The following is a 24266-nucleotide window of genomic DNA, read 5'->3' as shown; positions in this document are numbered from 1 at the left end:
AATATTAAGATGACATCCTCTCATACTTCATGTTAAAATAAACTAAATGAAAAGGAGGTTTAAGTATGAATATAAACAATGAAAAATTACATAAATATCTTAAAGATATTTTAACATTACCTAGTCCTACTGGTTATACATATAAAGTTATAGATTATATCATAAAAGAATTGGACTCTTTAGGTATTACTTATAAAAAAACTAACAAAGGTGCTCTTATAGCAACTATCCAAGGTCATGATTTAGATAACGCCATAACCTTTTCTGCTCATGTAGATACATTAGGAGCAATGGTTAAAAATATCAATTCATCAGGAACACTTGCAATCACTCCTCTTGGAGGATATATGATGAATTCTATTGAAGGAGAAAATTGTACAATTGAAACAGTTGAAGGTGAGACCTTTACTGGAACTATTCAAACTGTAAAACCTTCTGTTCACATTAGCGGCAATGATGCCCGTGAACTTAAAAGAATTCCTGAAAATATGGAAGTAGTTATTGATGAAAAAATATTTTCTAAAGAAGATACTGAAAAGCTAGGTATCTCAATTGGAGATTTCATTTGCTTTGACAGTAGAACAATAATAACTAAATCCGGTTTTGTTAAGTCAAGACACCTTGATGATAAAGCCAGTATTGCTATTCTGCTTTATAGCATGTATCACTTAAAGAGCAACAATATAATTCCTCAAAGAACTATTAACTTCTTTATAAGTAATTACGAAGAAGTTGGACATGGTTCCTCTGCAGCTATTCCTGAAAATACAAAGGAATTTATTGCTGTAGATATGGGTTGTCCTGGTCCAAATCAAAACTCTACAGAATATGATTGCTGTATTTGCGCTAAAGATTCTTCAGGACCATATGATTTAGACCTTAGAAAAACTTTAGTAAATATATGTAAAGAAAATAATATTTCTTACAAGCTTGATATTTATCCATACTATGGTTCAGACGCTTCCGCAGCACTTAGAGCTGGTTGGGACATCCGAACAGCTTTAATTGGCCCTGGTGTATTCGCTTCACATGGTTACGAAAGAACTCATATGGATTCAATACACGCTACTCTTCAACTTATTATAGAATATTCTCAACAATAATTAACATATTTTATAATATTATTACATACTAATTATATTATAAAATACTTATTTTCATAATAGGTTACGAAAACATTACAACTATAGTTGAATTCATTTAACTATAACATAAAACAAATTCAATGGTGAGTCAAAAGACTCACCATTGTTTTAATATTATTTCTCAACAATTAATTCAATTACTTGCTTTTGATTACCGTCAGTATCTATAATTATACTTTTATCATCTCTTACAACATATATGCACTTATTATCATTACTCCATAGGTTTTCCCCGTATTGGTATCTTCCCATGAGTTCCTTGTCATTTTTAACAATTAATTCTTTTTTAGTTAGATGGGTTTCTTCATTTTCTTCACAGTTGTATACTACTAACGAAGAATATGTTTTAATCTTTTCCCCTTCCTTCTTTTCATTAACTGTTTTAACATAACTTAGATATTGTCCATCTGATGACCAAGCAATATTGCTTCCATTTAAAGTTTTCTCTTGTTTTTCTGTTTTAATATTTTTAATCACTATGTTACCGTTAATTTCAAATGCTAATTTATCATATGTATTAGTTAGTGATATATTATCAGCTTCTGATACAAGTAATTTTTCTTTTTTTGAAGAAATATTTAGTTTAGACAATTGATATATCTTCTTCTCTTGGTTATTAAATGAACCTTTATACAAGATTACTTCATTATCATTAATTTTTTTAATCCCTAATAATTCACAATTATCTTCTTGTGCAAAAATCAACTCTTCTGAATCTCCATTTTTAATATATACATTATTATCTTTTATACTAAACAATCCATCTTCTTTTATTGTTAAAGTACCGTAGTATAAATCTAAACCATTTTCTTTTGCATGAGTTACTAATACACTTTCACCTTTACTATCTTTATCTTCTGAAGGTGTATTACCTGATGCAAACTGCTTATTATCCTTCTTTTCAATAATCTCATTGAAATCTGTCTCTGTATTATCTGTTTCTTTACTTGGATCTACTATTCCTGGTTTTTCAAATGGAATTTCTTCTCTACCAGTATTGCTATTTCCCTGTTCAGATCCAGTCCCATCTTTTGCAGTTGCAACATATTGACCATCAGTATTATTGTCAGTTGAAGGAGTCTCATCTACCCCATTTTCATTACTGTCACTATTACTTGTTTTATTCTGATCATCTGGGTTAGTAGCGTCATTTTCCGAATTTTTCGCCACCTCTTGAACAGGCGCTTTAATTCCCTCTTCATTTTTCGAATCATTACTATTGTTAGCTGAAGCAGCTTCATTATTAGGTATAACATTATATACCACTGTATCTAGCACTTCTATCTTATTAGGTATTTCCACCTTTGCAACCCCTAAATTGCCTACCCCAACTCTAAAACCTATTAACCCTACGATTGCAAAACTAGATGCAATCTTTAAGTATTTTTTATAAGAAGTGATATCCTTTAATTTATTATCAGGCTTTACACTTGTTTTCCTATTAAAATCAATAATATTATTACCTTCAAAGCTTGAATTATTTTTCATGATATTTGCCTTAAGTTTTGCTTTAAAATCTAAATCAATTTCAATTGACTCTGCATCCTCTTGAAGCATTTTCTCAATATCAAACTTTTCTGCGTTCATTTATCACACCTCCTGTACTAGTATCGTATATCTTCCTAATCTTTTTAATAGTCCTTGATATTACTGATTTCACCGTATTCTCTGGGGTATTTACTGCAGATGCTATTTCTCTATATTTTAGTCCACCATAATATCTCAAATAAATCATTTCCTTAGTTTCCTTAGGCAAATCATCAATTATACTCCTGATAGGTTTAAATTCATCCTTAACAAGAACATCTTCATAACCCGACTCTTCATTTCCTCTATCAAGAAATTCTTCTATGGGGATTATCTTACTATTTTTTCTATAGAAATCTATTATAGCGTTATGCGCAATTCTAAATACCCAATTTTTGCTTTCTTCCACAGTTATGATTTTATCTTTATGTTTATATATATTGGTAAATACATTTGAAATGATATCTTCAGTATTCCACTTGTCCTTCACTGCAGCAAATATGTACCTATATACCCCATTATAATAAGTATCATATAATTCCTCAAACAACATATCCGAATTTATTGTCATTCAATGTACCTCCTGAACTTGTACTATTTTCCTCAAGTTCTACTTAATATACGTATAGTCAAATTATTTAGTTGCATATTTTTCAGTATATTTTTTAGAATTTGAGTTTTTCTCTACTATTAATAGCTTACTATGATGTTGATAGCTTGTACATGGTAAGCTAAAGGAACTATTTCAAAAAATATCTTGTATTTCATGTGATAAACAAATTTTCTGTTTATAACTGAACAAACTTAGCTCTAGAATTTTAAAGCTAAGTTTGAATTTATTATTGTGCACTTCTTTTTAATTTCTTTTTCCAAGAAGTTGATAATACTTCTTCAACTATATCATTTACTATAACAATACCACAAAGTCTTTCAGATTCATCAACAATTGGTAATGTATTCATGCTATATTTTATCACCAACTCAACTGCAACGTCAATGGAATCTGTATCTTTAGCAATTTTTATGTCTTTATTCATTATATCCTTTATATTGCAATCTTTTGATGATAAAAGCAATTCTCTAATTGATACTTCTCCAAGCAACCTTCCATCTTCATCAATGATAAAAATAAAATAACACACTTCCTCTTCCGGATTACTACCTTTAAGTATTTCTATAACCTCACTAACTTTTAAATCCATATTAAATGCAATAAAGTCTTTGTTCATTATACTTCCTATAACATCATCTTCATATCTCATTAGAGATCTTACTTCTTCCTGATCTTCTTTTTCGAATCCCATTAGTATTTCTTCAGCTGTTTCTTCATCTACTTCTTCTAGAATATCTGCTATCTCATCATTAGGCATTATTTCTAATATTTCTTGTGCCTTAACATCATCAATATTTTTCAAGATATCTACTTGAATTTCTGGTTCAATTTCTTCTAATATATCAGATGCTAAATCAATATCTAAGTTTTCTAGTATCCTATTTCTATAATCTGAATCTAAATCTTCTAATATATCTGCTAAATCAGCAGGATGCAGATTTTTTAACTTATCATATGAATATGATACTTTAAGACCACTTACCCCTATTTCTAAGGATTCAACACTATCCCATAAAACAATGTTATCTTTTTTACTCTTTGAAAACAACTTGTAAATCCAAGAATACAACTTTCTAGCTTTTTTTCCTCTTACTTTTGCATCTATTCCTGATTCAACAGCAAGAACCCTTATTTCACCAGCTATTATCGCTAAACTCAAATCATCAACATGAACTACTTTTTTTCCATTTAAATCGACAATTTTTCTATTTAGTAAATTTTTAGATAATAGATAAGTATAACTTCTTGGTATAATTTCTCTTGCACTTTTTATTCTTATCTCAATCCTATCCTCTTTCCCATAAAAATCAATGCTCTTGAATTCACAATTTACAACTTCTCGTTCATTTTTAATTTTATATCCAATTGCTCTTGGATATCCCTCATCAGTTGAAACATATATGTCTATTAAGTATCCAACTACCTCATTAAACTCGTCGTAAACCTTTCTATTAAGTATAGACTTCAAATGAAAATTTGTTAACTTTTCCATTACTATTCCTCCAATCCACAAGGAGGAACAGGTTTATCCATTAATTTATAATTAAAAACACTATTATTGTATATATTCTTAATTATAAATTAAGAAACTAGCTCCTCCATATTAAATTTTCTTTATTCATTAACCATTCAGGACCAGCGTCCATAAAAACTCACCCCGTTAAAAAATACATATAGTTCTATGACCATATGTATAGTATATTTTTTATATCATTTAATACTTTAAATTTACTTCTAATACTTTCATTATATTATAAATTCCTCTATATGTAACGGAATTTTTTAAATTATTTTTAATTTAATTTGAATAGCTTAATATTTTTTGTTAAGATAAATGTTATTGGAGGTATTGACCATGAAAAAAAGAGAAGATTTTCTTCCTATAAATAAAGAAGATTTAGTAAAAAGAAAGATAGAGCAATTAGATTTCATAATAGTTACAGGGGATGCTTATGTTGATCATCCCTCTTTCGGTACAGCAATAATATCAAGAGTTCTTGAATCCCAAGGGTTCTCAGTAGGAATTATTGCACAACCTAACTGGAACGATAAAAAAGATTTTATGAGTTTAGGAAAACCAAAATATGCTTTCCTTGTTAATTCAGGAAATATTGATTCAATGGTTAATCATTATTCAGTTAATAAAATTCGTCGTAAAAATGATTTATATTCACCAAATGGTGAACGTGGACACAGACCTGATAGAGCCGTTATTGTTTATAGTAATAAACTAAGAGAATGCTTCAAAAGTGAAGTTCCTATCATAATAGGAGGAATTGAATCTAGTTTAAGAAGATTTGCTCATTATGATTATTGGTCTAATAAAATTAGACGTAGTATTCTTTTAGATTCAAAGGCTGATATGCTCCTTTATGGTATGGGTGAAAAGACAATTATTGAATTATCAAATCTTTTATCTTATGGTAAATCAATAAAAGATATCACCGATTTAAGAGGAACAGTTATCCATAGAAATTCAATAGAATCTTTAGATTATTCTCATGTAGAGGTACCCTCTTATGAAGAATGCGCTGAGCAAAAGTCAAAATATGCTGAAAGCTTTAAATTAGAATATTACGAGCAAGACGCCATTAAAGGCAGAGCTGTAGTGCAAAAACATGGTGATAGATATATAATTCAAAATCCTCCTCAATTTCCACTAACAGTTGAAGAAATGGATTTTGTATATTCACTTCCTTATGCACGTGATTATCATCCAATTTACGATTCAATGGGTGGAATCCCGGCTATTAAGGAGATTAATTTTTCAATTACCAGTCACAGAGGCTGCTTTGGTGGATGTTCATTCTGTGCACTTACCTTCCATCAAGGAAGAGTTATTCAAAAAAGAAGCGAAAAATCTATCATTAACGAAGCTGATTTAATAACAACAGCTAAAGATTTCAAAGGTTATATCCATGATATTGGAGGTCCTACAGCTAACTTTAGAAATGTGGCATGTAGAAAACAAGTTACCGAAGGGGTATGCACAAAACGTCAATGTTTATTCCCTAAACCATGTAAGAATTTAATTATAGACCACAGCGAATATCTTAATATCCTTAGAAAAGTTAGAAGTCATCCAAAAATAAAAAAAGTATTCGTACGTTCAGGCATTAGATATGATTATTTGATTCATGATAAAAACACAAAATTCTTTGAGGAACTTTGTGAACATCATATTAGTGGTCAGCTTAAGGTTGCACCTGAACACATAAGCGATAAAGTCTTATGTCATATGGGGAAACCAGGTAGAGCAGTATATGAAAGATTTAGAGATAAGTATGTTAAGATAAATAAAAAATTAGGTAAGAAACAATTCCTTGTACCTTATCTAATGTCTAGCCACCCTGGCAGCGATATAAATTCTGCTATTGAACTAGCTGAATTTGTAAGAGATATGGGTCATATTCCTGAGCAGGTTCAAGATTTTTATCCTACACCAGGAAGTCTTTCAACTGTAATGTACTATACAGGCATAGATCCTTTTACAGGGAAAAAAGTTTTTGTTCCAAAAACTGAAAAAGACAAAAAAACACAGCGTGCCCTTTTACAGTATTCACTTCCACAAAACCATCCATTGGTCAAAGAAGCGCTGTTAAAAGAAGGACGTTATGATTTAATTGGAAATACACCAAAATGCTTGATTAGAGAAAACCCAAGCTTTCAAAAGAAAAAACCTTCGAAAAATAATTCTTCGAAAAAAGATTCTTCGAAGAGCGTTGGAAAAGGAAATAGAAACAAGAAAAACTTTAAAAGAAGTTGAGAATTGAAAATTGAAAGTTGAAAACGATTGACATTTCACTCTGTGAAATTCTAATTTTATTGTTCCTTGGACAATAAGAGTTCACTCGTTTCCTCTTAATGAAACATTGTAATATAAATACAATAAAGGTTGCGACAAATCTAACTTGTCAGCAACCTTTTATCTTAAAAAATAAAATAAATGTAGGTTCTGATCTTATGTCAGAACCCTCCATCGTTTTCAACTTTCCACTTTCAGTTTTCAATTATCTTTTAGCGCTTTTCCTCTCAGCGTCAATCCCTTATTAATACATTTAATCTCCAAAGGAAAATCCGGTCCTTTCTCTCCATCAATATCAGTTACAATTCCTTCTTCACATTCAATATGCAAATTATCACATTTGAAGTAAGTTAATCCTTCAATATTTTCTTCTAAATGCTCACCTTTAATTAGTTTATAACAAATATTTAAAATTTGAATTACTCTAGTAGCTTTAAAAACAAGCACATCTAATTTTCCATCATCAAGTTCGGCTTTATAAGCTAAATTTATATTTCCAGCTGTCTTTCCATTTAACACTAAGAGCAGATATATGTAATCATCAAACTCACCTTTATCCCACTTTAACTTCACTTTCAATTTTCTGAGATTAGGAATTTCTTCTATCCCTTTTATATAATAGGCTAACTTTCCTATAGTATTTTTAATAGTAGTATCCGTTTTTTGAGAAACATCAGTGAATAATCCCATACTAGCAACATTAACAAAATATTGATCATTTGCTTTTCCAAGATCCACCTTGAATTCTGTCCCTTCAATAACTTGCTTACATGCTTTAACTATATCCAAAGGTATATTTAAAAATTTAGCAAAATCATTTGCTGTACCCGTTGGTATTATTCCAATAGGCATATCAATATTGCTTTTTTTCATAGCATTAACTACGATATCTATTGATCCATCTCCACCTGATACCAAAATATATTCATAATTTTCTTCAACACTTTCAAAAAATTTTTGTAATTCTTCTGTTCTCTCAATTCTCTTAATATGTACCGAATATCCACTTTTCTCATGCAATTCAATAATTTTATCTAAATAGTTTAAAATAATTCTTTCACCTGAAAAAGGATTATACACAAATAATATCTTCTTCATTTTACATTCGCCCCTAATTTCCTATTTTTTAATCTTAGTTCCTGAATTTAAGCTCTTCATTAATTTCTATCATTATATTTTGAGCATCAATTTTTGCCCTAACGGCCTCTGATTTAATCTTAGTGTAATTAATATAAGTATAACATACTTTATCCAATGTTTTTATTATTTCATCTATTATAGCGCCTAATTCTTCTGCCCTTTTAAGGGCATCTTTCACATTGCTTTTATCTGCAAAAGTTATTCTGCTTATTTCATCCGCACCTCCTATCAATGCTCTATATGATCCAACTAATTTTGTCAATATATCCACTAGATTATTCAAATCTTGAAAGTAAGACTCTATTACTTTTCTCTGAGTCAAAGCATATCACCTAACTTAAGTTCATTAATTATTTATTTATTAAAACATTAAAACTTCTCATTCTTAATTAATATATATTAAGATTTTTCTTTTAAAATGATAATTATCTTAATAAAGAACAAAGATTAAAGAACAATTAAAAAGATTAGAGAACAGAGAACAAAGAATAGAGAACAAATAATGATACCTTTCAGTTAAGCTGAAAGCTTTTAATATATAAAAGATTAAAAAACTTAATATTGAATTACTATTCAATATACATTTTTTTCTGACTATCAGGAAGAAAAATAACATAATTTGTTCTTTGTTCTTTTTTCTTTATTCTTTTTTATTCTTTGCTCTTTGTAATTGCTAAGGATCGTTTAAAAATAACTTCTACTAAAATTATTTCAAAAAGTGATAGCAGGATTCACATTTTTAAAATAAAAGAAGAAGTAATTTTTAAGCCGACCTTAAGGTAAATAATAATACGCTAATGTTATTATTATATAAGTTGAAATCAATATTATTCCTTCAAACCAATAAGTTTTTCCATCTTGAAAAACAAAATATGAAATTCCAACAGCTGCACCTATCATAATTACATGAAATACTGTAAAAAATAGAGTTAAATTTATACCTAAAAATACTGACACAATTACCATAATAGGTGTTACAAATAATGCCATTTGTATGCTTGAGCCTATAGCAGTTTCTAAACTTAAATTAACTTTGTTCCTTAATGCTCCCATTATTGCAGAGGTATTCTCTCCAATATTACCTAATAAAGGTATTAGGATTATACCCATAAAACCTTCAGAAATATTATAACTCTCCACAACAATTTTCACATTACCAATCAATCTCTCACTCACAAAATATAAAGAAATTGAAATAATAAATAGTTTTATAATAGTTTTTATTATATTGCCCTTAACTCTCGCTTCTATTTCTTCTCCTTCTTCACTCATAACAAAATTATTCCTGTGAGTTATTAGTGAAAAAACCAAACCTAAAATATATACTCCAAGCATAACTATTGCAACTTTTGAACTGATTGATTGTTCAATATTTACAGATATATTTCCATATCTCTTTAGTGTAGTTAGTATTACCAAAAAGGTCATAGCCATAAATAACATATTAAAATTTGTTCTAGCAATAATTTTATTAAAACGCTGTTCTTTATATTTTACTCCTCCAAATACTACAGCAATTCCAAGTCCTAATAACATATTACTAATAATAGACCCCATTAATGCTCCACGTGCCATTTGAATCATTCCATAGCGTAATGTCCAAATACCCATAATCAGTTCAGGAAGATTTCCAAGAGTTGCCCCAATTAAACCTCCAACCTTATATCCTAGCATATCAGAAAGATTATTAGTACTTTTACCTAGAAAAAATGCAAGAGCTATAATAAGTATGGAATAAAATATTACTCCTGTGATATTTTGAAAACCTAAAATAATTAAACTCATATGAATTCTTCTCATAAAATATTACTATATATTTTATGAAAAGAGTTCATATGAGTTACTAAATTTTGTTATTTAATTATTCTATAAAACTTTATTTTTTAATAAAATTCCTGTTTCAGTTGTTGCTACTCCTCCTAGTGCTGTTTCTCTTAACTCACAAGGTAAACTTTTTCCCACCTTATACATAGCACTAACAACATCATCAAATGGTATAAAACTTGTAACTCCGCTCATTACAAGATCAACAGTAGAAAGAGCATTTACAGCTCCTGCTAAATTTCTTTTCGCACATGGTATTTCTACTAATCCAGCTACAGGATCACAAACTAATCCTAAAATATTTTTTATTACAATTGCAGCTCCATGCAGTGCCATCTCAGGAGTTCCCCCCATCATCTCAATTACTGCTGCCGCTGCCATTGCTGCAGCTGATCCACACTCTGCTTGACATCCACCTTCTGCTCCTGATAAAGTCGCATTTTTTGCGATAATAATTCCTACTCCTGAAGCAGTAAATAAAGCTTTGATCATCTCATCTTCATTTTTTCCTAATTTTTCAGCAGCACTTATTATAACAGCTGGTAAAATACCACAAGAACCCGCTGTCGGCGCAGCAACTATTCTTCCCATAGCTGCATTTACTTCTGAACATGAAAGTGCTCTAGCCATAGCCCTAACTAAAAATTCACCTGTCAGTGTTTGTTCATTAAGTGAATAATCATATAAAGTTTTCGCCTGCCCACCTATTAAACCACTAACAGATTTAACTCTATTCTTAAGAGCAAATTCAGCAGATTCCATCATTACTTTAAGATTATTTCTCATTTTGTCTATAACTTCTTCTCTCTCGACTCCTTTTGTATCAACTTGAGTCCTTATTGTATATTCAGCTATAGAAATATTCTCTTTACTACATATTTCTATTAGATCTTTTCCTGTATTAACAAACATTTTTATTCACCCTCCTTTAAAGGTTTAATCTCCTTAACAGAATATATATCTCCTAGTGCTCTAATTGCAAGACGTACATTACGGCCGCTGCTAGAATCTGTTTCACAAACCATTACTGCCTGCTCTCCTCTAATATTTCTAAATACTTTCAGAAAAGCAATATTTATTTCATTCTCGTATAAGATTGTACTAATCTTTGATAACATTCCTGGTTGATCTTTATATGAAATTATTAATGTAGGATATTCACCATTTAATTCAACTGGTTGACCATCAACTTCATATATTCTTATACTTCCTCCACCAATGGATGAGCCAGATATTTCAACAATTCTGCCACTTTCCTTAAATATCCTAAATTTGATTGTGTTAGGGTGAACATCACCTAAATCTCCCTCAATAAAATAATACTCTAATTTTTGATCCTCAGCATGAGAAAAGGAATTTCTAATACGAATATCCCATGGATCCATTCCTAAAATTCCAGCAACTAAAGCTCTATCTGTACCATGACCCCTATATGTTTTAGCAAAAGAGCCATGTAATATAAACTCAACTTTTACAATCCCTTCACCTGAAATAGTACTTGCCATTTTTGCTAGCCTTGCAGCACCAGCAGTATGTGAACTAGATGGACCAATCATAACAGGTCCCAATATATCAAAAACACCATAATTTTTCATTTCAATCACATCCTTATTCATATTTATACAAAAGCACAGAATTTAATTTTATTCGTATAACTCTTTGAAGGATTCTTTTCTTTAACTTTCATATCTTTATAACAGAAATATTATATTTTAAAAAAACTAAACATACAATACTTATTTTTATTTCCCAATGTTAAGAATATTTAACATATTTTATTGTTATTAATGATAAGGTGTTTATTCATAGAAAATTCTTTGGATAAAACACCCTTGAAACAAATGTATAATTGATAATGGATAATGTATAATGATGGATGTTTCTGCTTACACAGAAACTATATTTTATTGTTCTTTAGTATAAACCTTTTTACTCATTTTATCTGAGATAAAATATTGTATATGATAGATAATATTACATTACTTGATTAAATAAAAAAATTATATTAAGCATTTCCATTAAAATACCTTTCTTATATAGATTTTTAAATATCATAACTCATAAAAATAATATTTTATATAAAAGGAAAAACTGATTACAGATTTAATCTATAATCAGTTTTATTATATTGATTTTTTTTATAATATTTTTAATGTTATTTCTCAAAATAATTAGGTTTTAAACTACCTTTAAAAGAAATCCTAGATTTAATTACAATGTTTCATTCCAAATGAAACGAGTAAACCCCTATTGTCCGAAGAACGATATAATTAAAATTTCTCGAAGAGAAATGTCCAACATTCTCCATTCTCAATTATCCATTATACATTCTCTTTAAAAATTTTCTTTACACTTAAGTTTTCAATTTTTATCAATTATTTTTTGTTATTTAGTATTTATAGAAGTAGCTTCCTCCAACAAATTCCCTAAGCAGAGAATTATCAGGAACTAATTCCTTATCCACCTCTTTAAACATTTCTAAAAATGCTATAAGTTTTTTAGCTTCATAGTACACTGGACTTTCAGAAGTTATCTTTTTTAGTTCTTCTATCGCATATTTTTTAAGGACGGCTAGCTCATAAACTAAGTTTGAGTTAAACATAACATCCGCTTCTTCTTGGAAAACAAATATATTTCTTTCTTCTCCCCTTCTAATAGACGGCCACATCTTCAAAGTTCTCTCTGCATCCCATCCCCTTGATAATGTATCTCTAACTATTCTTCTTAAAGTTCTAACATCTGTTGTAGGAATCCTATTATGGTTATCTACATTCAATTGAGTTAAGCAGCTAATGTATATTTTAAATTTGTTCTTTTTATCCACTGAAGATGTTAACATTTCATTTAATCCGTGTATTCCTTCTAGAAGTAAAATTCCATTTTCGGGTATTCTTAACTTTTTACCATTCCATTCTCTTTTACCAATTTTAAAATTAAATTCTGGAACTTGAATTTCTTCCCCATTTAATAAACGCTCTAAATGATCATTAAACAATTCTAAATCTAAAGCATAAATAGACTCAAAATCGTACTCTCCATTCTCATCTTTTGGAGTTTTTTCACGATCAACAAAATAATCATCAAGAGAAATCAAAATAGGTATCTGCCCATTAACTCTTAGCTGTATCCCAAGTCTGTTTGTAAATGAAGTTTTTCCTGATGAAGAAGGACCTGCTATAGATACTACTTTTACTTCTTCTTTACTAGTAATCATGTCAGCTATATAAGCAATTTTTTTCTCATGCAGTGCTTCATTCACTCTTATAAACTCACCAATTTCTCCATTTGTAATTATCTCATTTAATCCACCTAAATCACCAACGTGCAAAATTTTACCCCATTGTTCACTCTCATAAAATATTTTAGCTAGTTTCTTATGTTCTACAAATTTAGGTAATTCAAGTGGTTTTGTTCTAGTTGGAAATCTTAATATAAACCCACTTTCATATTTTATTAGATCAAATTTTTTAATAACACTTGTAGAATGAGCCATAAGTCCATAAAAACAATCATAATATCCATCAAGGTCATATAATGTTATAAACTCTCGGTCTATATGTTTTAATACTCTAACTCTGTCACTCATTCCATACTCTTCAAAGATTTCAATCGCTCTTTCTTTAGTAACTTTTTCTCTTTTTATTTCAATATCATTATTAATCAAGTCTTGCATTTTTTCTTTTATTTTTAATATCTCCTCTTCATTTAGAGGTGTCTCTTTATGAATTTCTCCGAATAACCCTTTACTAAGAGAATGCTCAATAGTTATAGTTGCCCCTGGGAACAAATCTAATGTAGCTTTTATCAAAATCATTTTTAATGTCCTAGTATAAGCTCTCATACCTGATTTATTTCTTATATCAACCACATCAAAAAAACCACTCTCTTTTATAGGTTTATTTAACTCTCTAAGTTTCCCATTAAATTTTCCTAAAACTACAGGAATCTCATTCTCTAATTCGTATTTCTTCACTATATCTAGGTATATTTGCCCTTCATCTGCTGTTACATTTCTACCATCAATCAATGTTATATTATACATTCTTCATATACCCCCTTAAAAATTCTGTTTAATATATTTACTATATACATAATAAGAAACTATTGTGCTTTAGAAAAGCAAGTTGAAAGTGGAAAATTGAAAGTTGAAAACGTAGGATATTTCTCTTCGAGAAATTTTAATCATATTGTTCTTCGGACAAGAATAGTTTACTCGTTTCATCTAAATGAAACCTTGTATTCTAAATTACAATATTTTATCTAAAGATAAAATGAGCAAACCCCTCTTCTTCTAAAGACCAATAATATGTAGTTTTGCGGAGCAAAACCTCCATCGTTTTCCACTTTCCATTTTTAACTGTTCAGTTATGTTTTACGTCGCAATGTTTCTCTTTCATGCATTTAAACATTCTCATCTAATCACATCAACATATATAGTATGGTTCATAATAATTTTTATTATTATGTACAAAATATAATTAATCGTTAAAACATAAGTACTAAAATTATATTAGGATGAGAAGATTATGTTTGTTTTAATTATTAGAACTATTATATTATATTTTTTTACTCTTGTCATAATACGTTTAACAGGAAAGAGACAATTAGGTCAATTACAGCCTTTTGAACTTGTTATCACAGTTATGATTTCTCAACTTGCAACAATACCCATGCAAGACATCAGAATACCATTAATTCATATAATAGGACCAATTATAACTCTATTATTTTTACAAGTTATAACTATGTTTTTATCTTTAAAAAGTGAGTATGCTAGAAAATACATTTGCGGGAAACCTAGTGTTCTTATTGAACAGGGGAAAATCCAGATTGATCAGATGGAATATCAAAAAGTCAATTTAAATGATTTGCTTGAAGAATTACGTTTAAAAGGTTTTTATAATATTGAGGATATTGAATATGCTATTTTAGAAACAAGTGGAGAATTATCGATTATTCCTGTTACATCTAGAACTGTTGTAACAAAAGCTGACTTAAATATCCGTTCATCTCAGGATAAACTTCCTGTTACATTAATCTTAGATGGTAAAATAAATCATAATAACTTAAAAGTTATTGATAAAGATATTCATTGGCTTGAAGAACAACTTATAAGACATAAAATCCTTGATTACAAGAAGGTGTTTTTTGCAATTTATGATTCTAGAGGAAAGTTCTTTTATCAATTACGTTCTTGAGGTGAATTATGACTAGAACAAAAATCAGTCTTGCTATTTTCGTATTTTTAGTAGTATATATTTTATTCTCAATAAATAAAATATATACTATTACAACTGAAACAAATATATTATGTGATGAAATACATGATTTTGTGATTTCTTCTAATTGGGAAGAAGCTCATACCGAATCTGAAAGACTTCTAAAGTTATGGAATAAAAATTCTAAAGCTATGTTCGTTTATGTAAATACTAATGAATTAGATTTAATAAGTTGTGAAATAGTTAAATTAACTGATTACACACAATATAAAAATAAATCTGAAGCAATCCCTTGTATTAGCGTGATAAAGTACTTAATTAATGAGATTAATGCTTTAGAAAAGATAACATGGCATAATATACTCTAATAAAAATGCAAATTCAATTTGCAATATACCACAAATTCTATATAATGATATAGGACAGTATTTTAAAAAAGGCACTACAGTGCCTAAAATAAATTGAGAATGGAGAATGGAGAATGGAGAATGCTGGATGATTCTCACTAACATGAGAATCTATATTTATTGTTCTTTGTTTTATCTTCTTTGTTCTTTTATATATAAATCTACAAAGTAGTTTATGTATAACTTACATATATTATGAAAGGCGGAGATTAAATGGCATTAGTAAATACTAAAAAAATGTTTGAAGAAGCATTTAAAGGCGGTTATGCAATAGGTGCTTTTAACATCAATAATATGGAGATTGTTCAAGGTATAGTTGATGCATGTAAAGCAAAAAACACTCCTGTTATACTTCAAGTATCAGCTGGAGCAATGAAATACATGAGACCAGCATATTTAAAGCACTTAGTAGATGCTGCTGTTGAAGAAACAGGTTTAGATATAGCTTTACACTTAGATCATGGTCCTGATTTTGAAACTTGTAAGAAAGCAATAGACTTAGGATTCACATCTGTTATGATTGACGGTTCTCACCACCCACTTGAAGAGAATATTGAAATCACTAAAAAAGTTGTTGAATACGCTCACGAAAGAAACGTTACAGTAGAAGCTGAACTTGGAAGATTAGCAGGTGTAGAAGATGACGTTGACGTATCTGAAGCAGATGCTATCTACACTGATCCAGATGAAGCTTTAGAATTTGTTCAAAAGACTGGTGTTGACTCATTAGCTATAGCTATCGGTACTAGCCACGGTGCTTACAAATTCAAAGGTGAAGCAAAATTAGACTTTGCAAGATTAGAAAAGATCACTGAGAAACTTGAAGCTGCTGGTATACATAACTACCCAATAGTATTACACGGTGCTTCTGCTGTTGATCAAAAATATGTTGCAATGTGTAACGAAAACGGTGGTAACCTTGGTGGAGCTAAAGGTATCCCAACTGAAATGTTAAGAAAAGCTGCTTCTATGGCAGTATGTAAAATTAACATGGATACTGATATAAGATTAGCTATGACTGGTTCAATCAGAAAAGTATTAAATGAAAAACCAGAAGAATTCGATCCAAGAAAATACTTAGGATTAGGTAGAGAAAATGTTACAGACCTTGTAACTGGAAAGATTGAAAACGTATTAGGAAGCTATAAATAATAAAAAGCACGGTTAAACCGTGCTTTTTTTTAGTTGAAAGTTGAAAATTGACAACGGAAAACGATGGTTGTTTCTGCCTTTATGGGCAGAAACTACATTATATTGTTCTATAGTTTAAAAAGGTTCACTCATTTTATCTAAGATAAAATATTGTATTTAAAGTACAATGTTTTATGTTAATGAAAACGAGTAAACCCCTTTTGTTTCATAACCAATAAAATGTAGTTTCTGCTCATGGAGCAGAAACATCCTACGTTATCAACTTTCAATTTTCCATTTTCCACTTGTTTTAGCTTTTATTATTTCAAGGAAGTTTTCTACTTTTCAATGTAGTTTCTAACATGTTTAATCAATATATTAATGCTTCCATCTCCATTACGCTTTATCTCAAATCTCTCATTATCATTATAAGCATCTTGAGTAAGGTATAAATCAATATCACTATCAATTTTCAATCTTGTTCTCTTAAGCTTCTTTTCTACCCAATTTTTATCTACTTGAACTTCTTGTTTTACCCCTTCATTAAGTGCAAAGTTTTTAAAGTCCTCTTGAATTTCTTTCTGTTCCTCAAATACTTCTTGTGTAAATTGTTCAATATTGATATTGTCTTCTTCTCTTAATTTTTCTTTTACTTTACGTCTTACCTCTTCTGCTTTTACTGCATTTTCTCCCAGATTTGCTCTAGTCCATTTCTCTGCAGCGTTATAAAATGCTTTAGTTTCATCTCTCTCACTATCAATAATATAGCAACCTAAGAAATTCTCAATGAAATAATTTGCTCCATATTCTTCTGCATCTTTGCTTTTCTTTTTTTTATCAACTACAAGAAGATCAAATTTATTACCTTCTTTAAACACTTTAACAAAAGCACATTTAGATACTCTTTGACCACTTCCCGGTAATCCTGTAAATTGTGGTATTATATTTATTCCTATTTTATCTTCTATAAAATCAATTGTATGCATATAGTTCTTTATATAATCCATTTTAAGTATTCCCAACATAGGACCTAATTCACATGAAAAAGCAACAACAATCATATCACAAGAAGGAATATTCCCTCCACTCTTCATAAGCATAAACATTTGTCTTGATATTTCTTTAGAGACTTCTAAAATATTCTCATGTCCATTTAAGTACTGTTGACACATTTCTCTTACAATATTTCTCTCTTCACTGTATTTTGCATATTTTAATTCTTCATCTTTCAATGCCTTTTGAATATGCTTTAACAAGTACGTATATAGTTCATCACTTAAATCTAATGCAAACTCATTAAGTATTGGTTCTTCTCCATTATTGTCTAAAACGTGAATTACAGCCTCATAAATATTAATATCACTAACATACTCCAAAATATCTCCTCCTTTTAATGCAATCTCAATTATATATTGTTAACAAAAAAAATTCAAATCTATACATACCTCACATATTCATATTTTCAATTTAGTAACACATTGTATATTCAATTTATGATATAATCCTTTAATAAGGAGTGATTTTGTGAAAGAATTAGAAGTTAGGATTATTAAAATTGATCCAGAAGAAATAAGAGCAAAATTAACTGGATTAAATGCCAAGAATGTAAAAAAAGAAGATCAAATAAATAGAATTTATGATTTTGAAGATGGACGCCTTCTTAATAATAAAGGCTATGCAAGAATTAGAACGGTTAATGATAATTTAAATAATAAAACAATTCACTATATGACTGTAAAAAAATTATTAAGTCAAGAAAAGTATAAAATTATGGATGAAAATGAAACTGAAATTCTTGATTGTAATGAAGGTATTGCTATTTTTAAAGCACTTGGACTTAAATTAGTTCAAGAAATTAAAAAAAGTAGAGAAAGTTATCAATATAAAAATACTTTAGTAGAAATAGATATAAATGATAAGAGTTTTTGTCCTTTTCCTTATATTGAAATTGAAACAGCGAATGAAAAAGAATTAGAAGAAGTTGTTTCTCTTTTAGGCTATACACTTGAGGACACTACATCTGCTACAATTTATGAAATTCTACAAAACGAAGGAGCTGTAAAAGGTCTATAATGTTTGGATATGTACTTCCATGTAAGATGGAATTAAAAATGAAGGATTATGAAATATTCAGATCTTATTATTGTGGTCTATGTGTTGCTATAAAAAATTCTTTTGGTGAATTACCTAGATTAGTTTTGAACTATGATATGACCTTCCTTGCTATATTATTAGATTCTTTAAATAATGATAAAAGAAATATTATAAACAATGCTTGTATTATGCATCCTATAAAAAAAAGAACTAAAATTATTAACAATGAAGCTATAAATTATGCTGCTTTTTCAAATGTAATACTTGCATATTATAAACTTATGGATGATGTAGAGGATGATAAATCATTAAAATCTTCTTTTTTTTCTTCAATTCTTAAACCATATATAAAAAGAAACAAGAATGATTATGAAGAAGTTATAGAAAATATTAAAACTAATTTAAATAAGCTTTCCTTAATGGAAAAAGAGAATTTTTCAGATAATATAGATGAAATTTCTCATCCATTTGCAGATATTACAGGTCTTATTATATCTTACTACTATAAAAATGAAGAATTTAGTGAAAATCTCTATTGGTTAGGGTATAATTTAGGTAAATGGATTTATATAATAGATGCATGGGATGATTTAAAAGATGACCTTGAGAAAGGTAAATATAATCCCATAAATGCAGTTTTTAATAAAAAAGATTTGAATTTCAATAAATTTTCTGAAGAAATTTACTTGAGAATTGAAGATTTACTTTTAAGTTGTGGTTATAATTGTACCGTTAATCTTAAAAAACTTCCTCTCAAGAAAAATATTGATTTACTTGATAATATACTTCATTTAGGATTGATTGAGAAAATGGATAATGTTTTGAAAAGGAGTGAAGATCACAATGGAAAATCCTTATGAGATTCTTAATGTAAAAAAAGGTGCCACTAAAGATGAAATTAGAAGAGCATACAAGAAGTTAGCTAAGCAATATCATCCTGATCAATATGATGATAATCCACTTAGAGATCTTGCTGAAGAAAGAATGCGTGAAATAAACGAAGCATATGATACACTTATGAAATCTGCAAGTGAGAGTAATACTCATAGCAGTAGAAGTAGCTCTTATACTAATAATAACACTTATAATACACAAAGTTCACACACTAACACTAACACTAACAACAACTATAATCAACAGAATTATCAATCTCAAAACTTTTATGAAAATATAAGAAATGATATTTATTCTGGAAATTTACGTTCTGCTGAACAGAAACTAAATACAGTAAAGACAAGAGATGCTGAGTGGAATTACCTTATGGGAATATTATTTAGCAAAAAGGGCTGGAATGACAGTGCTAAAAGATATCTATCTGTAGCATGTAGAATGAATCCTTCTCATCCTGAATACAGAAATGCTCTTGAACAAACAAATTTCAGTACAACATCATATAGACAAAATTATTATGGAAGAAGACATAGAGATAATGATATGTTTGATATGTGCTTTAAACTTTGGTGTGCTGATTCTCTTTGCGAATGTGCTGGTGGAGATTTAATTGACTGTATGTAGGAGGATTTTATGAAAAACTCAAGATTTATAGCTCTTGGTGGAGTATTAACTGCTTTAAACATCATAATTCTTTATATGAGTGTATTACTAAATTTTAATAAATTATTTTTCTTATTTATTTCATCCTGCATAGTTGTAACTTCAATTATAATTACAGACAAGAGAACTGCATTTATTAGCTACATGGCAACTTCCCTATTATCTTTATTTTTATTATCTGCTAACTTAGGTATTGCCATTGTATATATTTTAATATTTGGAGCTTATCCTTTTATTAAACTTTTTCTTGAAAGTTGCAGGAATGCCCCTATAGAATTTCTTTTAAAATTATTATTTGTTAACTTAGGGGTACTAATTAGCTTTTTATTATATAGCAAATTATTTGCAGATATTTTTGCATTTAATTTTTCAGTAATAATATTAATAATAGTTCTACAAGTATTATTTATTGTTTATGATTATGCACTTACTACTTATGTAGTATTTATAACTAAAAAGTTTAAAACAGTTAAGAAGATGAAATAATTATTCTCTTGACAGAAAAAAAGGTTAAATGTATAATAACATATATTAATTAAATCGATAATTTAATATGTTACTGCAATGAATAGGAGTAGTAGATTTATTTTGTATTCTCAGAGAGCTGTTGGGTGGTGTGAAACAGTAATGCAAACTTTCGAACTCGCCTTGGAGCATATCTGTAGAAAAACAGATACGGTAAAGCCGTTATACAAATAAGATGGATATTTATATTTATATTTATATCCGAATTAGAGTGGTACCGCGAATTATACTTCGTCTCTTACTGAGACGGAGTTTTTTTATTATAAAAAATGAAGTAGATTTCATTTTATCACAACAAGACTAAAAAACATTTGAGGAGGTCATTATATGGCAAAATATTCAACTGCTATTGATAAAAAATGGCAACAAAAATGGGCTGATACAAACTTATATAAGTTTGATGAAAATAATCTAGATAAAAAACTATATGTTTTAGAAATGTTTTCATACCCTTCTGGAGCTCAATTACATGCAGGACATTGGTTCAACTACGGTCCAGTAGATTCTTGGGCTAGAATGAAAAGAATGCAGGGATACAACGTATTCCAACCTATGGGATTTGATGCGTTTGGATTACCGGCAGAAAACTATGCAATAAAAACTGGAGTTCACCCTAAGGATTCTACTGAAAATAATGTAGCTACAATGGAAGAACAACTTAAAGCTATGGGAGCAATGTTTAATTGGGACCATGAACTTATAACTTGCGATCCTGAATATTACAAATGGACTCAATGGTTATTCTTAAAACTATATGAAAAAGGATTAGCTTACAGAAAGAAAGCTCCTGTGAATTGGTGCCCTAGCTGTAATACAGTTCTAGCTAATGAGCAGGTTTTAGATGGACTATGTGAAAGATGTGATACTGAAGTAACTAAAAAGAACCTTACTCAATGGTTCTTCAAAATTACAGAATATGCTGATGAACTTCTTGATATGATTGATGGACTTGATTGGCCTGAAAAAACTAAATCAATGCAAAAACACTGGATTGGTAGATCAACAGGAGGTCAAATTGAATTCTCAATCGTAGATTCTGAACTATCATTTGAGGTATTCACAACAAGAGCTGATACTTTATTTGGAGTATCTTACGTTGTTCTTGCTCCTGAAAATGAACTTGTAGAAAAGATAACTACACCTGAACAGCTTGAAGAAGTACAAAAATACATTGAAGATACTAAAAAACAATCTGAAATAGAGCGTCAATCAATTACTAGAGAAAAAACTGGAGTATTCTCTGGAGCTTACGCAATTAACCCTATTAACGGAAGAAAAGTTCCAATATGGATTGGTGATTACGTGTTAAATTCATATGGTACTGGTGCTGTTATGGCAGTTCCAGCTCATGATGAGCGTGATTTTGCTTTCGCAACTAAATATAACCTTCCAATTGAGAGAGTTATTGAAGGGGTCGAAGAACTTCCATTTACAGAGCATGGAATAATGATAAACAGTGGTGAATTTGATGGTCTTTCAACTGAAGAAGGTAAAAAAGCTATTCTTGCTTCTCTTAATGAAAAGAATCTTGGTGGTGAAAAAGTTAACTTTAGATTAAGAGACTGGCTTGTTTCAAGACAAAGATACTGGGGTGCTCCAATTCCTGTTGTTTATTGTGATCACTGTGGTACAGTACCTATTCCTGAAGAGCAATTACCAGTTGAACTTCCTTATGACGTTGAGTTTGCTCCAGATGGTAAATCACCACTTGCTAAATGTGAATCTTTCTTAAATACGACTTGTCCAAAGTGCGGTGGAAATGCTACAAGAGAAGCTGATACTCTTGATACATTCGTTTGTTCTTCTTGGTATTATCTAAGATATCCAGATGCAAACAATAAGAGCAATCCATTCGACAGCGGAAAAATCAATGCTATGCTTCCAGTTGATAAATATGTAGGTGGACCTGAGCATGCTTGTATGCACCTTCTATATGCAAGATTTATAACTAAAGCATTAAGAGATATGGGTTACGTGAATTTTGATGAACCATTTAAATCTCTTACACACCAAGGACTTATCCTAGGTGCAGATGGATTAAAAATGAGTAAATCAAAAGGAAACACTATTTCACCAGATGATTATATAAGCAAGTATGGATCTGATGTATTTAGAATGTATCTAATGTTCGGATTCGGTTACACTGAAGGTGGCGCTTGGAGTGATGATGGTGTTAAATCTATAGCACGTTTTGTTGAAAGAGTTGAACGTATAGCAGAAAAAGCTATAGAACGTGTTAATGAGAACGGAATTTCAGATATCACAAAAGCAGAAAAAGAATTAAATTTCTGGAGACATACAGCAATTAAAGGAGTTAGTGAAGACACTGAAAAAATGCAATTTAACACAGCAATTGCTAGAATGATGGAATTAGTTAATGCTTTCAATAAGTATTTAAATGAAAAAACTATTAATCCATCTTTCCTAAAAGAATGTTTAATTGACTTTATCAAATTACTTGCTCCATTTGCACCTCACTTCTCAGAAGAGTGTTGGGAATCATTAGGTATGGATTACTCTGTATTCAACGACAAGTGGCCTGTATTCGACGCTTCTGCCCTTGTTAAAGATGAAGTTGAGATAGCAATCCAAATAAACGGTAAAATAAAAGCTAAGATTAATATCCCAACAGGTTTATCTGAAGATGAAATAAAAGAAGCTGCTTTAGCTAATGATACTATTAAAGATTCTACTGAAGGTAAAAATATTATTAAAGTAATCGTTATAAAAGGAAGACTTGTTAATATAGTAGCTAAGTAAAAAAAGCCCTGATGGGCTTTTTTTAGTTGACAGTTGACAACGGACAGTGGACAACGATGGATGTTTTGCTCCGCAAAACTATATCTTATTGTTCTTTAGGAGAAAACGTTTTTACTCATTTTATCTTCAGATAAAATATTGTAATTTTCATATAAATTTTATCTCTAAAAAACAAATCTTATTGATTATAACAAATAGCATATTCTTAATCATATATATGAGTTCCACTCATTGTACTTATTTACTAACTCTATTATTGTTTTAAAAATAGTATCAAATTCAATTTTAAGATATTTGTAAAAACATAAAAAACTGATTATAGATTATAATCAGTTTTATATATATTAATATTCAAGAATCCAATATTGACTTTTAACTACAATGTTTCATCCCAAATGAAACGAGTAAACCTACATTGTCCAAGGAATAATAAAATTATGCTCTGTTAAACAACTGTGTTGAAAAATCTATATATAAAAAAGTGCTTAGTGAAGCACTTTTTAGCGTCTTATATTTGAATTG

At 29.4% G+C, this 24266-nt stretch carries 20 protein-coding genes and 1 other annotated feature; of the genes, 10 read left to right on the top strand and 10 right to left on the bottom strand.

All coding sequences use genetic code 11. The features are described 5' to 3' along the window. Nucleotides 1–65: 65 nt before the first annotated feature. Entirely contained in the window at nucleotides 66–1103 is a 1038-nt protein-coding gene (locus tag OW730_RS08535) for a M42 family metallopeptidase (protein ID WP_271228625.1), read from the top strand. A gap of 156 nt (nucleotides 1104–1259) precedes the next feature. Here the strand turns inward: OW730_RS08535 and OW730_RS08530 are convergent, their stop codons facing one another. The 3 genes from OW730_RS08530 to OW730_RS08520 all read right to left on the bottom strand — a co-directional run bounded on the left by OW730_RS08530 (nucleotide 1260) and on the right by OW730_RS08520 (nucleotide 4777). After that, the gene (locus tag OW730_RS08530; protein WP_271228624.1) at nucleotides 1260–2732 is read right to left on the bottom strand and encodes a hypothetical protein; all 1473 of its coding nucleotides are present in this window, start codon (nucleotides 2730–2732) and stop codon (nucleotides 1260–1262) included. Continuing rightward, complete coding sequence (locus OW730_RS08525) at nucleotides 2713–3243, bottom strand: RNA polymerase sigma factor (RefSeq protein ID WP_271228623.1); 531 nt, start codon at nucleotides 3241–3243, stop codon at nucleotides 2713–2715. Before OW730_RS08525 ends, OW730_RS08530 begins: the two co-directional genes overlap by 20 nt. Nucleotides 3244–3511: 268 nt before the next feature. Beyond that, on the bottom strand, nucleotides 3512–4777 hold the full coding sequence (locus OW730_RS08520) for a magnesium transporter MgtE N-terminal domain-containing protein (RefSeq protein WP_271228622.1): 1266 nt from the start codon (nucleotides 4775–4777) through the stop codon (nucleotides 3512–3514). 363 nt (nucleotides 4778–5140) lie between these two features. On the opposite strand from OW730_RS08520, the gene OW730_RS08515 reads away from it, so the two are divergent. After that, the gene (locus OW730_RS08515; RefSeq protein ID WP_271228621.1) at nucleotides 5141–7051 is read left to right on the top strand and encodes a YgiQ family radical SAM protein; all 1911 of its coding nucleotides are present in this window, start codon (nucleotides 5141–5143) and stop codon (nucleotides 7049–7051) included. 240 nt (nucleotides 7052–7291) lie between these two features. Here the strand turns inward: OW730_RS08515 and OW730_RS08510 are convergent, their stop codons facing one another. From OW730_RS08510 to OW730_RS08485, 6 genes are all read right to left on the bottom strand, one after another. Further along, nucleotides 7292–8188 carry a YegS/Rv2252/BmrU family lipid kinase gene (locus OW730_RS08510; protein ID WP_271228620.1) on the bottom strand — a complete coding sequence of 299 codons (897 nt, stop codon included), beginning with the start codon at nucleotides 8186–8188 and terminating at the stop codon, nucleotides 7292–7294. 34 nt (nucleotides 8189–8222) lie between these two features. Further along, nucleotides 8223–8552, bottom strand: coding sequence for a hypothetical protein (locus tag OW730_RS08505; protein ID WP_271228619.1), 330 nt, complete (start codon nucleotides 8550–8552; stop codon nucleotides 8223–8225). A gap of 452 nt (nucleotides 8553–9004) precedes the next feature. Then, complete coding sequence (gene cax, locus OW730_RS08500) at nucleotides 9005–10015, bottom strand: calcium/proton exchanger (protein ID WP_271228618.1); 1011 nt, start codon at nucleotides 10013–10015, stop codon at nucleotides 9005–9007. Between the two features lie 81 nt (nucleotides 10016–10096). Continuing rightward, entirely contained in the window at nucleotides 10097–10966 is an 870-nt protein-coding gene (gene sdaAA, locus OW730_RS08495; protein WP_271228617.1) for an L-serine ammonia-lyase, iron-sulfur-dependent, subunit alpha, read from the bottom strand. A gap of 2 nt (nucleotides 10967–10968) precedes the next feature. Further along, entirely contained in the window at nucleotides 10969–11649 is a 681-nt protein-coding gene (gene sdaAB, locus OW730_RS08490) for an L-serine ammonia-lyase, iron-sulfur-dependent subunit beta (protein ID WP_271228616.1), read from the bottom strand. 794 nt (nucleotides 11650–12443) lie between these two features. Beyond that, the gene (locus OW730_RS08485; protein ID WP_271228615.1) at nucleotides 12444–14096 is read right to left on the bottom strand and encodes a nucleoside kinase; all 1653 of its coding nucleotides are present in this window, start codon (nucleotides 14094–14096) and stop codon (nucleotides 12444–12446) included. A 484-nt stretch (nucleotides 14097–14580) separates the two neighbouring features. Between OW730_RS08485 and OW730_RS08480 the strand changes: the two genes are divergently transcribed. From OW730_RS08480 to fba, 3 genes are all read left to right on the top strand, one after another. Continuing rightward, complete coding sequence (locus OW730_RS08480) at nucleotides 14581–15252, top strand: DUF421 domain-containing protein (protein WP_271228614.1); 672 nt, start codon at nucleotides 14581–14583, stop codon at nucleotides 15250–15252. An 8-nt stretch (nucleotides 15253–15260) separates the two neighbouring features. Then, nucleotides 15261–15641: a DUF4363 family protein gene (locus tag OW730_RS08475; RefSeq protein ID WP_271228613.1), complete on the top strand. Its 381-nt coding sequence runs from the start codon at nucleotides 15261–15263 to the stop codon at nucleotides 15639–15641. A 252-nt stretch (nucleotides 15642–15893) separates the two neighbouring features. Continuing rightward, nucleotides 15894–16832, top strand: a complete 939-nt coding sequence (fba, locus tag OW730_RS08470) for a class II fructose-1,6-bisphosphate aldolase (RefSeq protein ID WP_271228612.1) — start codon at nucleotides 15894–15896, stop codon at nucleotides 16830–16832. Nucleotides 16833–17149: 317 nt separating this feature from the next. Here the strand turns inward: fba and OW730_RS08465 are convergent, their stop codons facing one another. Beyond that, nucleotides 17150–18187, bottom strand: coding sequence for a nucleoid-associated protein (locus OW730_RS08465; protein WP_271228611.1), 1038 nt, complete (start codon nucleotides 18185–18187; stop codon nucleotides 17150–17152). 148 nt (nucleotides 18188–18335) lie between these two features. Here OW730_RS08465 and OW730_RS08460 point away from each other — a divergent pair, with 148 nt between their 5' ends. From OW730_RS08460 to leuS, 5 genes are all read left to right on the top strand, one after another. Beyond that, a complete protein-coding gene (locus OW730_RS08460; protein WP_271228610.1) occupies nucleotides 18336–18884 on the top strand; it encodes a class IV adenylate cyclase in 549 nt (182 codons plus the stop codon). Next, on the top strand, nucleotides 18884–19765 hold the full coding sequence (locus OW730_RS08455; protein ID WP_271228609.1) for a DUF5685 family protein: 882 nt from the start codon (nucleotides 18884–18886) through the stop codon (nucleotides 19763–19765). The genes OW730_RS08460 and OW730_RS08455 overlap by 1 nt, the downstream gene beginning before the upstream one ends. Next, nucleotides 19749–20420, top strand: a complete 672-nt coding sequence (locus OW730_RS08450; RefSeq protein WP_271228608.1) for a J domain-containing protein — start codon at nucleotides 19749–19751, stop codon at nucleotides 20418–20420. The genes OW730_RS08455 and OW730_RS08450 overlap by 17 nt, the downstream gene beginning before the upstream one ends. A 9-nt stretch (nucleotides 20421–20429) precedes the next feature. Then, nucleotides 20430–20945 (top strand): hypothetical protein, encoded by a 516-nt coding sequence (locus OW730_RS08445; protein WP_271228607.1) that lies wholly within the window; start codon nucleotides 20430–20432, stop codon nucleotides 20943–20945. 69 nt (nucleotides 20946–21014) lie between these two features. Next, nucleotides 21015–21226: a binding site (T-box leader), on the top strand. A gap of 85 nt (nucleotides 21227–21311) precedes the next feature. After that, nucleotides 21312–23744: a leucine--tRNA ligase gene (gene leuS, locus OW730_RS08440; RefSeq protein ID WP_271228606.1), complete on the top strand. Its 2433-nt coding sequence runs from the start codon at nucleotides 21312–21314 to the stop codon at nucleotides 23742–23744. The last annotated feature ends 522 nt before the right edge of the window (nucleotides 23745–24266 follow it).

The organism is Oceanirhabdus sp. W0125-5 (genome assembly GCF_027938815.1).
Classification (GTDB): Bacteria; Bacillota; Clostridia; order Clostridiales; family Clostridiaceae; genus Oceanirhabdus.
The sequence above is the reverse complement of the archived record's forward strand: the minus strand, read 5'-3'. Positions and strand labels throughout refer to the sequence as shown.

Excerpts from the sequence above, each read along its gene's own strand:
- OW730_RS08535 (WP_271228625.1), top strand. The coding sequence starts at position 66 with ATGAATATAAACAATGAAAAATTACATAAATATCTTAAAGATATTTTA.
- OW730_RS08530 (WP_271228624.1), bottom strand. The coding sequence starts at position 2,732 with ATGAACGCAGAAAAGTTTGATATTGAGAAAATGCTTCAAGAGGATGCA.
- OW730_RS08525 (WP_271228623.1), bottom strand. The coding sequence starts at position 3,243 with ATGACAATAAATTCGGATATGTTGTTTGAGGAATTATATGATACTTAT.
- OW730_RS08520 (WP_271228622.1), bottom strand. The coding sequence starts at position 4,777 with ATGGAAAAGTTAACAAATTTTCATTTGAAGTCTATACTTAATAGAAAG.
- OW730_RS08515 (WP_271228621.1), top strand. The coding sequence starts at position 5,141 with ATGAAAAAAAGAGAAGATTTTCTTCCTATAAATAAAGAAGATTTAGTA.
- OW730_RS08510 (WP_271228620.1), bottom strand. The coding sequence starts at position 8,188 with ATGAAGAAGATATTATTTGTGTATAATCCTTTTTCAGGTGAAAGAATT.
- cax (WP_271228618.1), bottom strand. The coding sequence starts at position 10,015 with ATGAGTTTAATTATTTTAGGTTTTCAAAATATCACAGGAGTAATATTT.
- sdaAA (WP_271228617.1), bottom strand. The coding sequence starts at position 10,966 with ATGTTTGTTAATACAGGAAAAGATCTAATAGAAATATGTAGTAAAGAG.
- sdaAB (WP_271228616.1), bottom strand. The coding sequence starts at position 11,649 with ATGAAAAATTATGGTGTTTTTGATATATTGGGACCTGTTATGATTGGT.
- OW730_RS08485 (WP_271228615.1), bottom strand. The coding sequence starts at position 14,096 with ATGTATAATATAACATTGATTGATGGTAGAAATGTAACAGCAGATGAA.
- OW730_RS08480 (WP_271228614.1), top strand. The coding sequence starts at position 14,581 with ATGTTTGTTTTAATTATTAGAACTATTATATTATATTTTTTTACTCTT.
- OW730_RS08475 (WP_271228613.1), top strand. The coding sequence starts at position 15,261 with ATGACTAGAACAAAAATCAGTCTTGCTATTTTCGTATTTTTAGTAGTA.
- fba (WP_271228612.1), top strand. The coding sequence starts at position 15,894 with ATGGCATTAGTAAATACTAAAAAAATGTTTGAAGAAGCATTTAAAGGC.
- OW730_RS08455 (WP_271228609.1), top strand. The coding sequence starts at position 18,884 with ATGTTTGGATATGTACTTCCATGTAAGATGGAATTAAAAATGAAGGAT.
- OW730_RS08450 (WP_271228608.1), top strand. The coding sequence starts at position 19,749 with ATGGAAAATCCTTATGAGATTCTTAATGTAAAAAAAGGTGCCACTAAA.
- OW730_RS08445 (WP_271228607.1), top strand. The coding sequence starts at position 20,430 with ATGAAAAACTCAAGATTTATAGCTCTTGGTGGAGTATTAACTGCTTTA.
- leuS (WP_271228606.1), top strand. The coding sequence starts at position 21,312 with ATGGCAAAATATTCAACTGCTATTGATAAAAAATGGCAACAAAAATGG.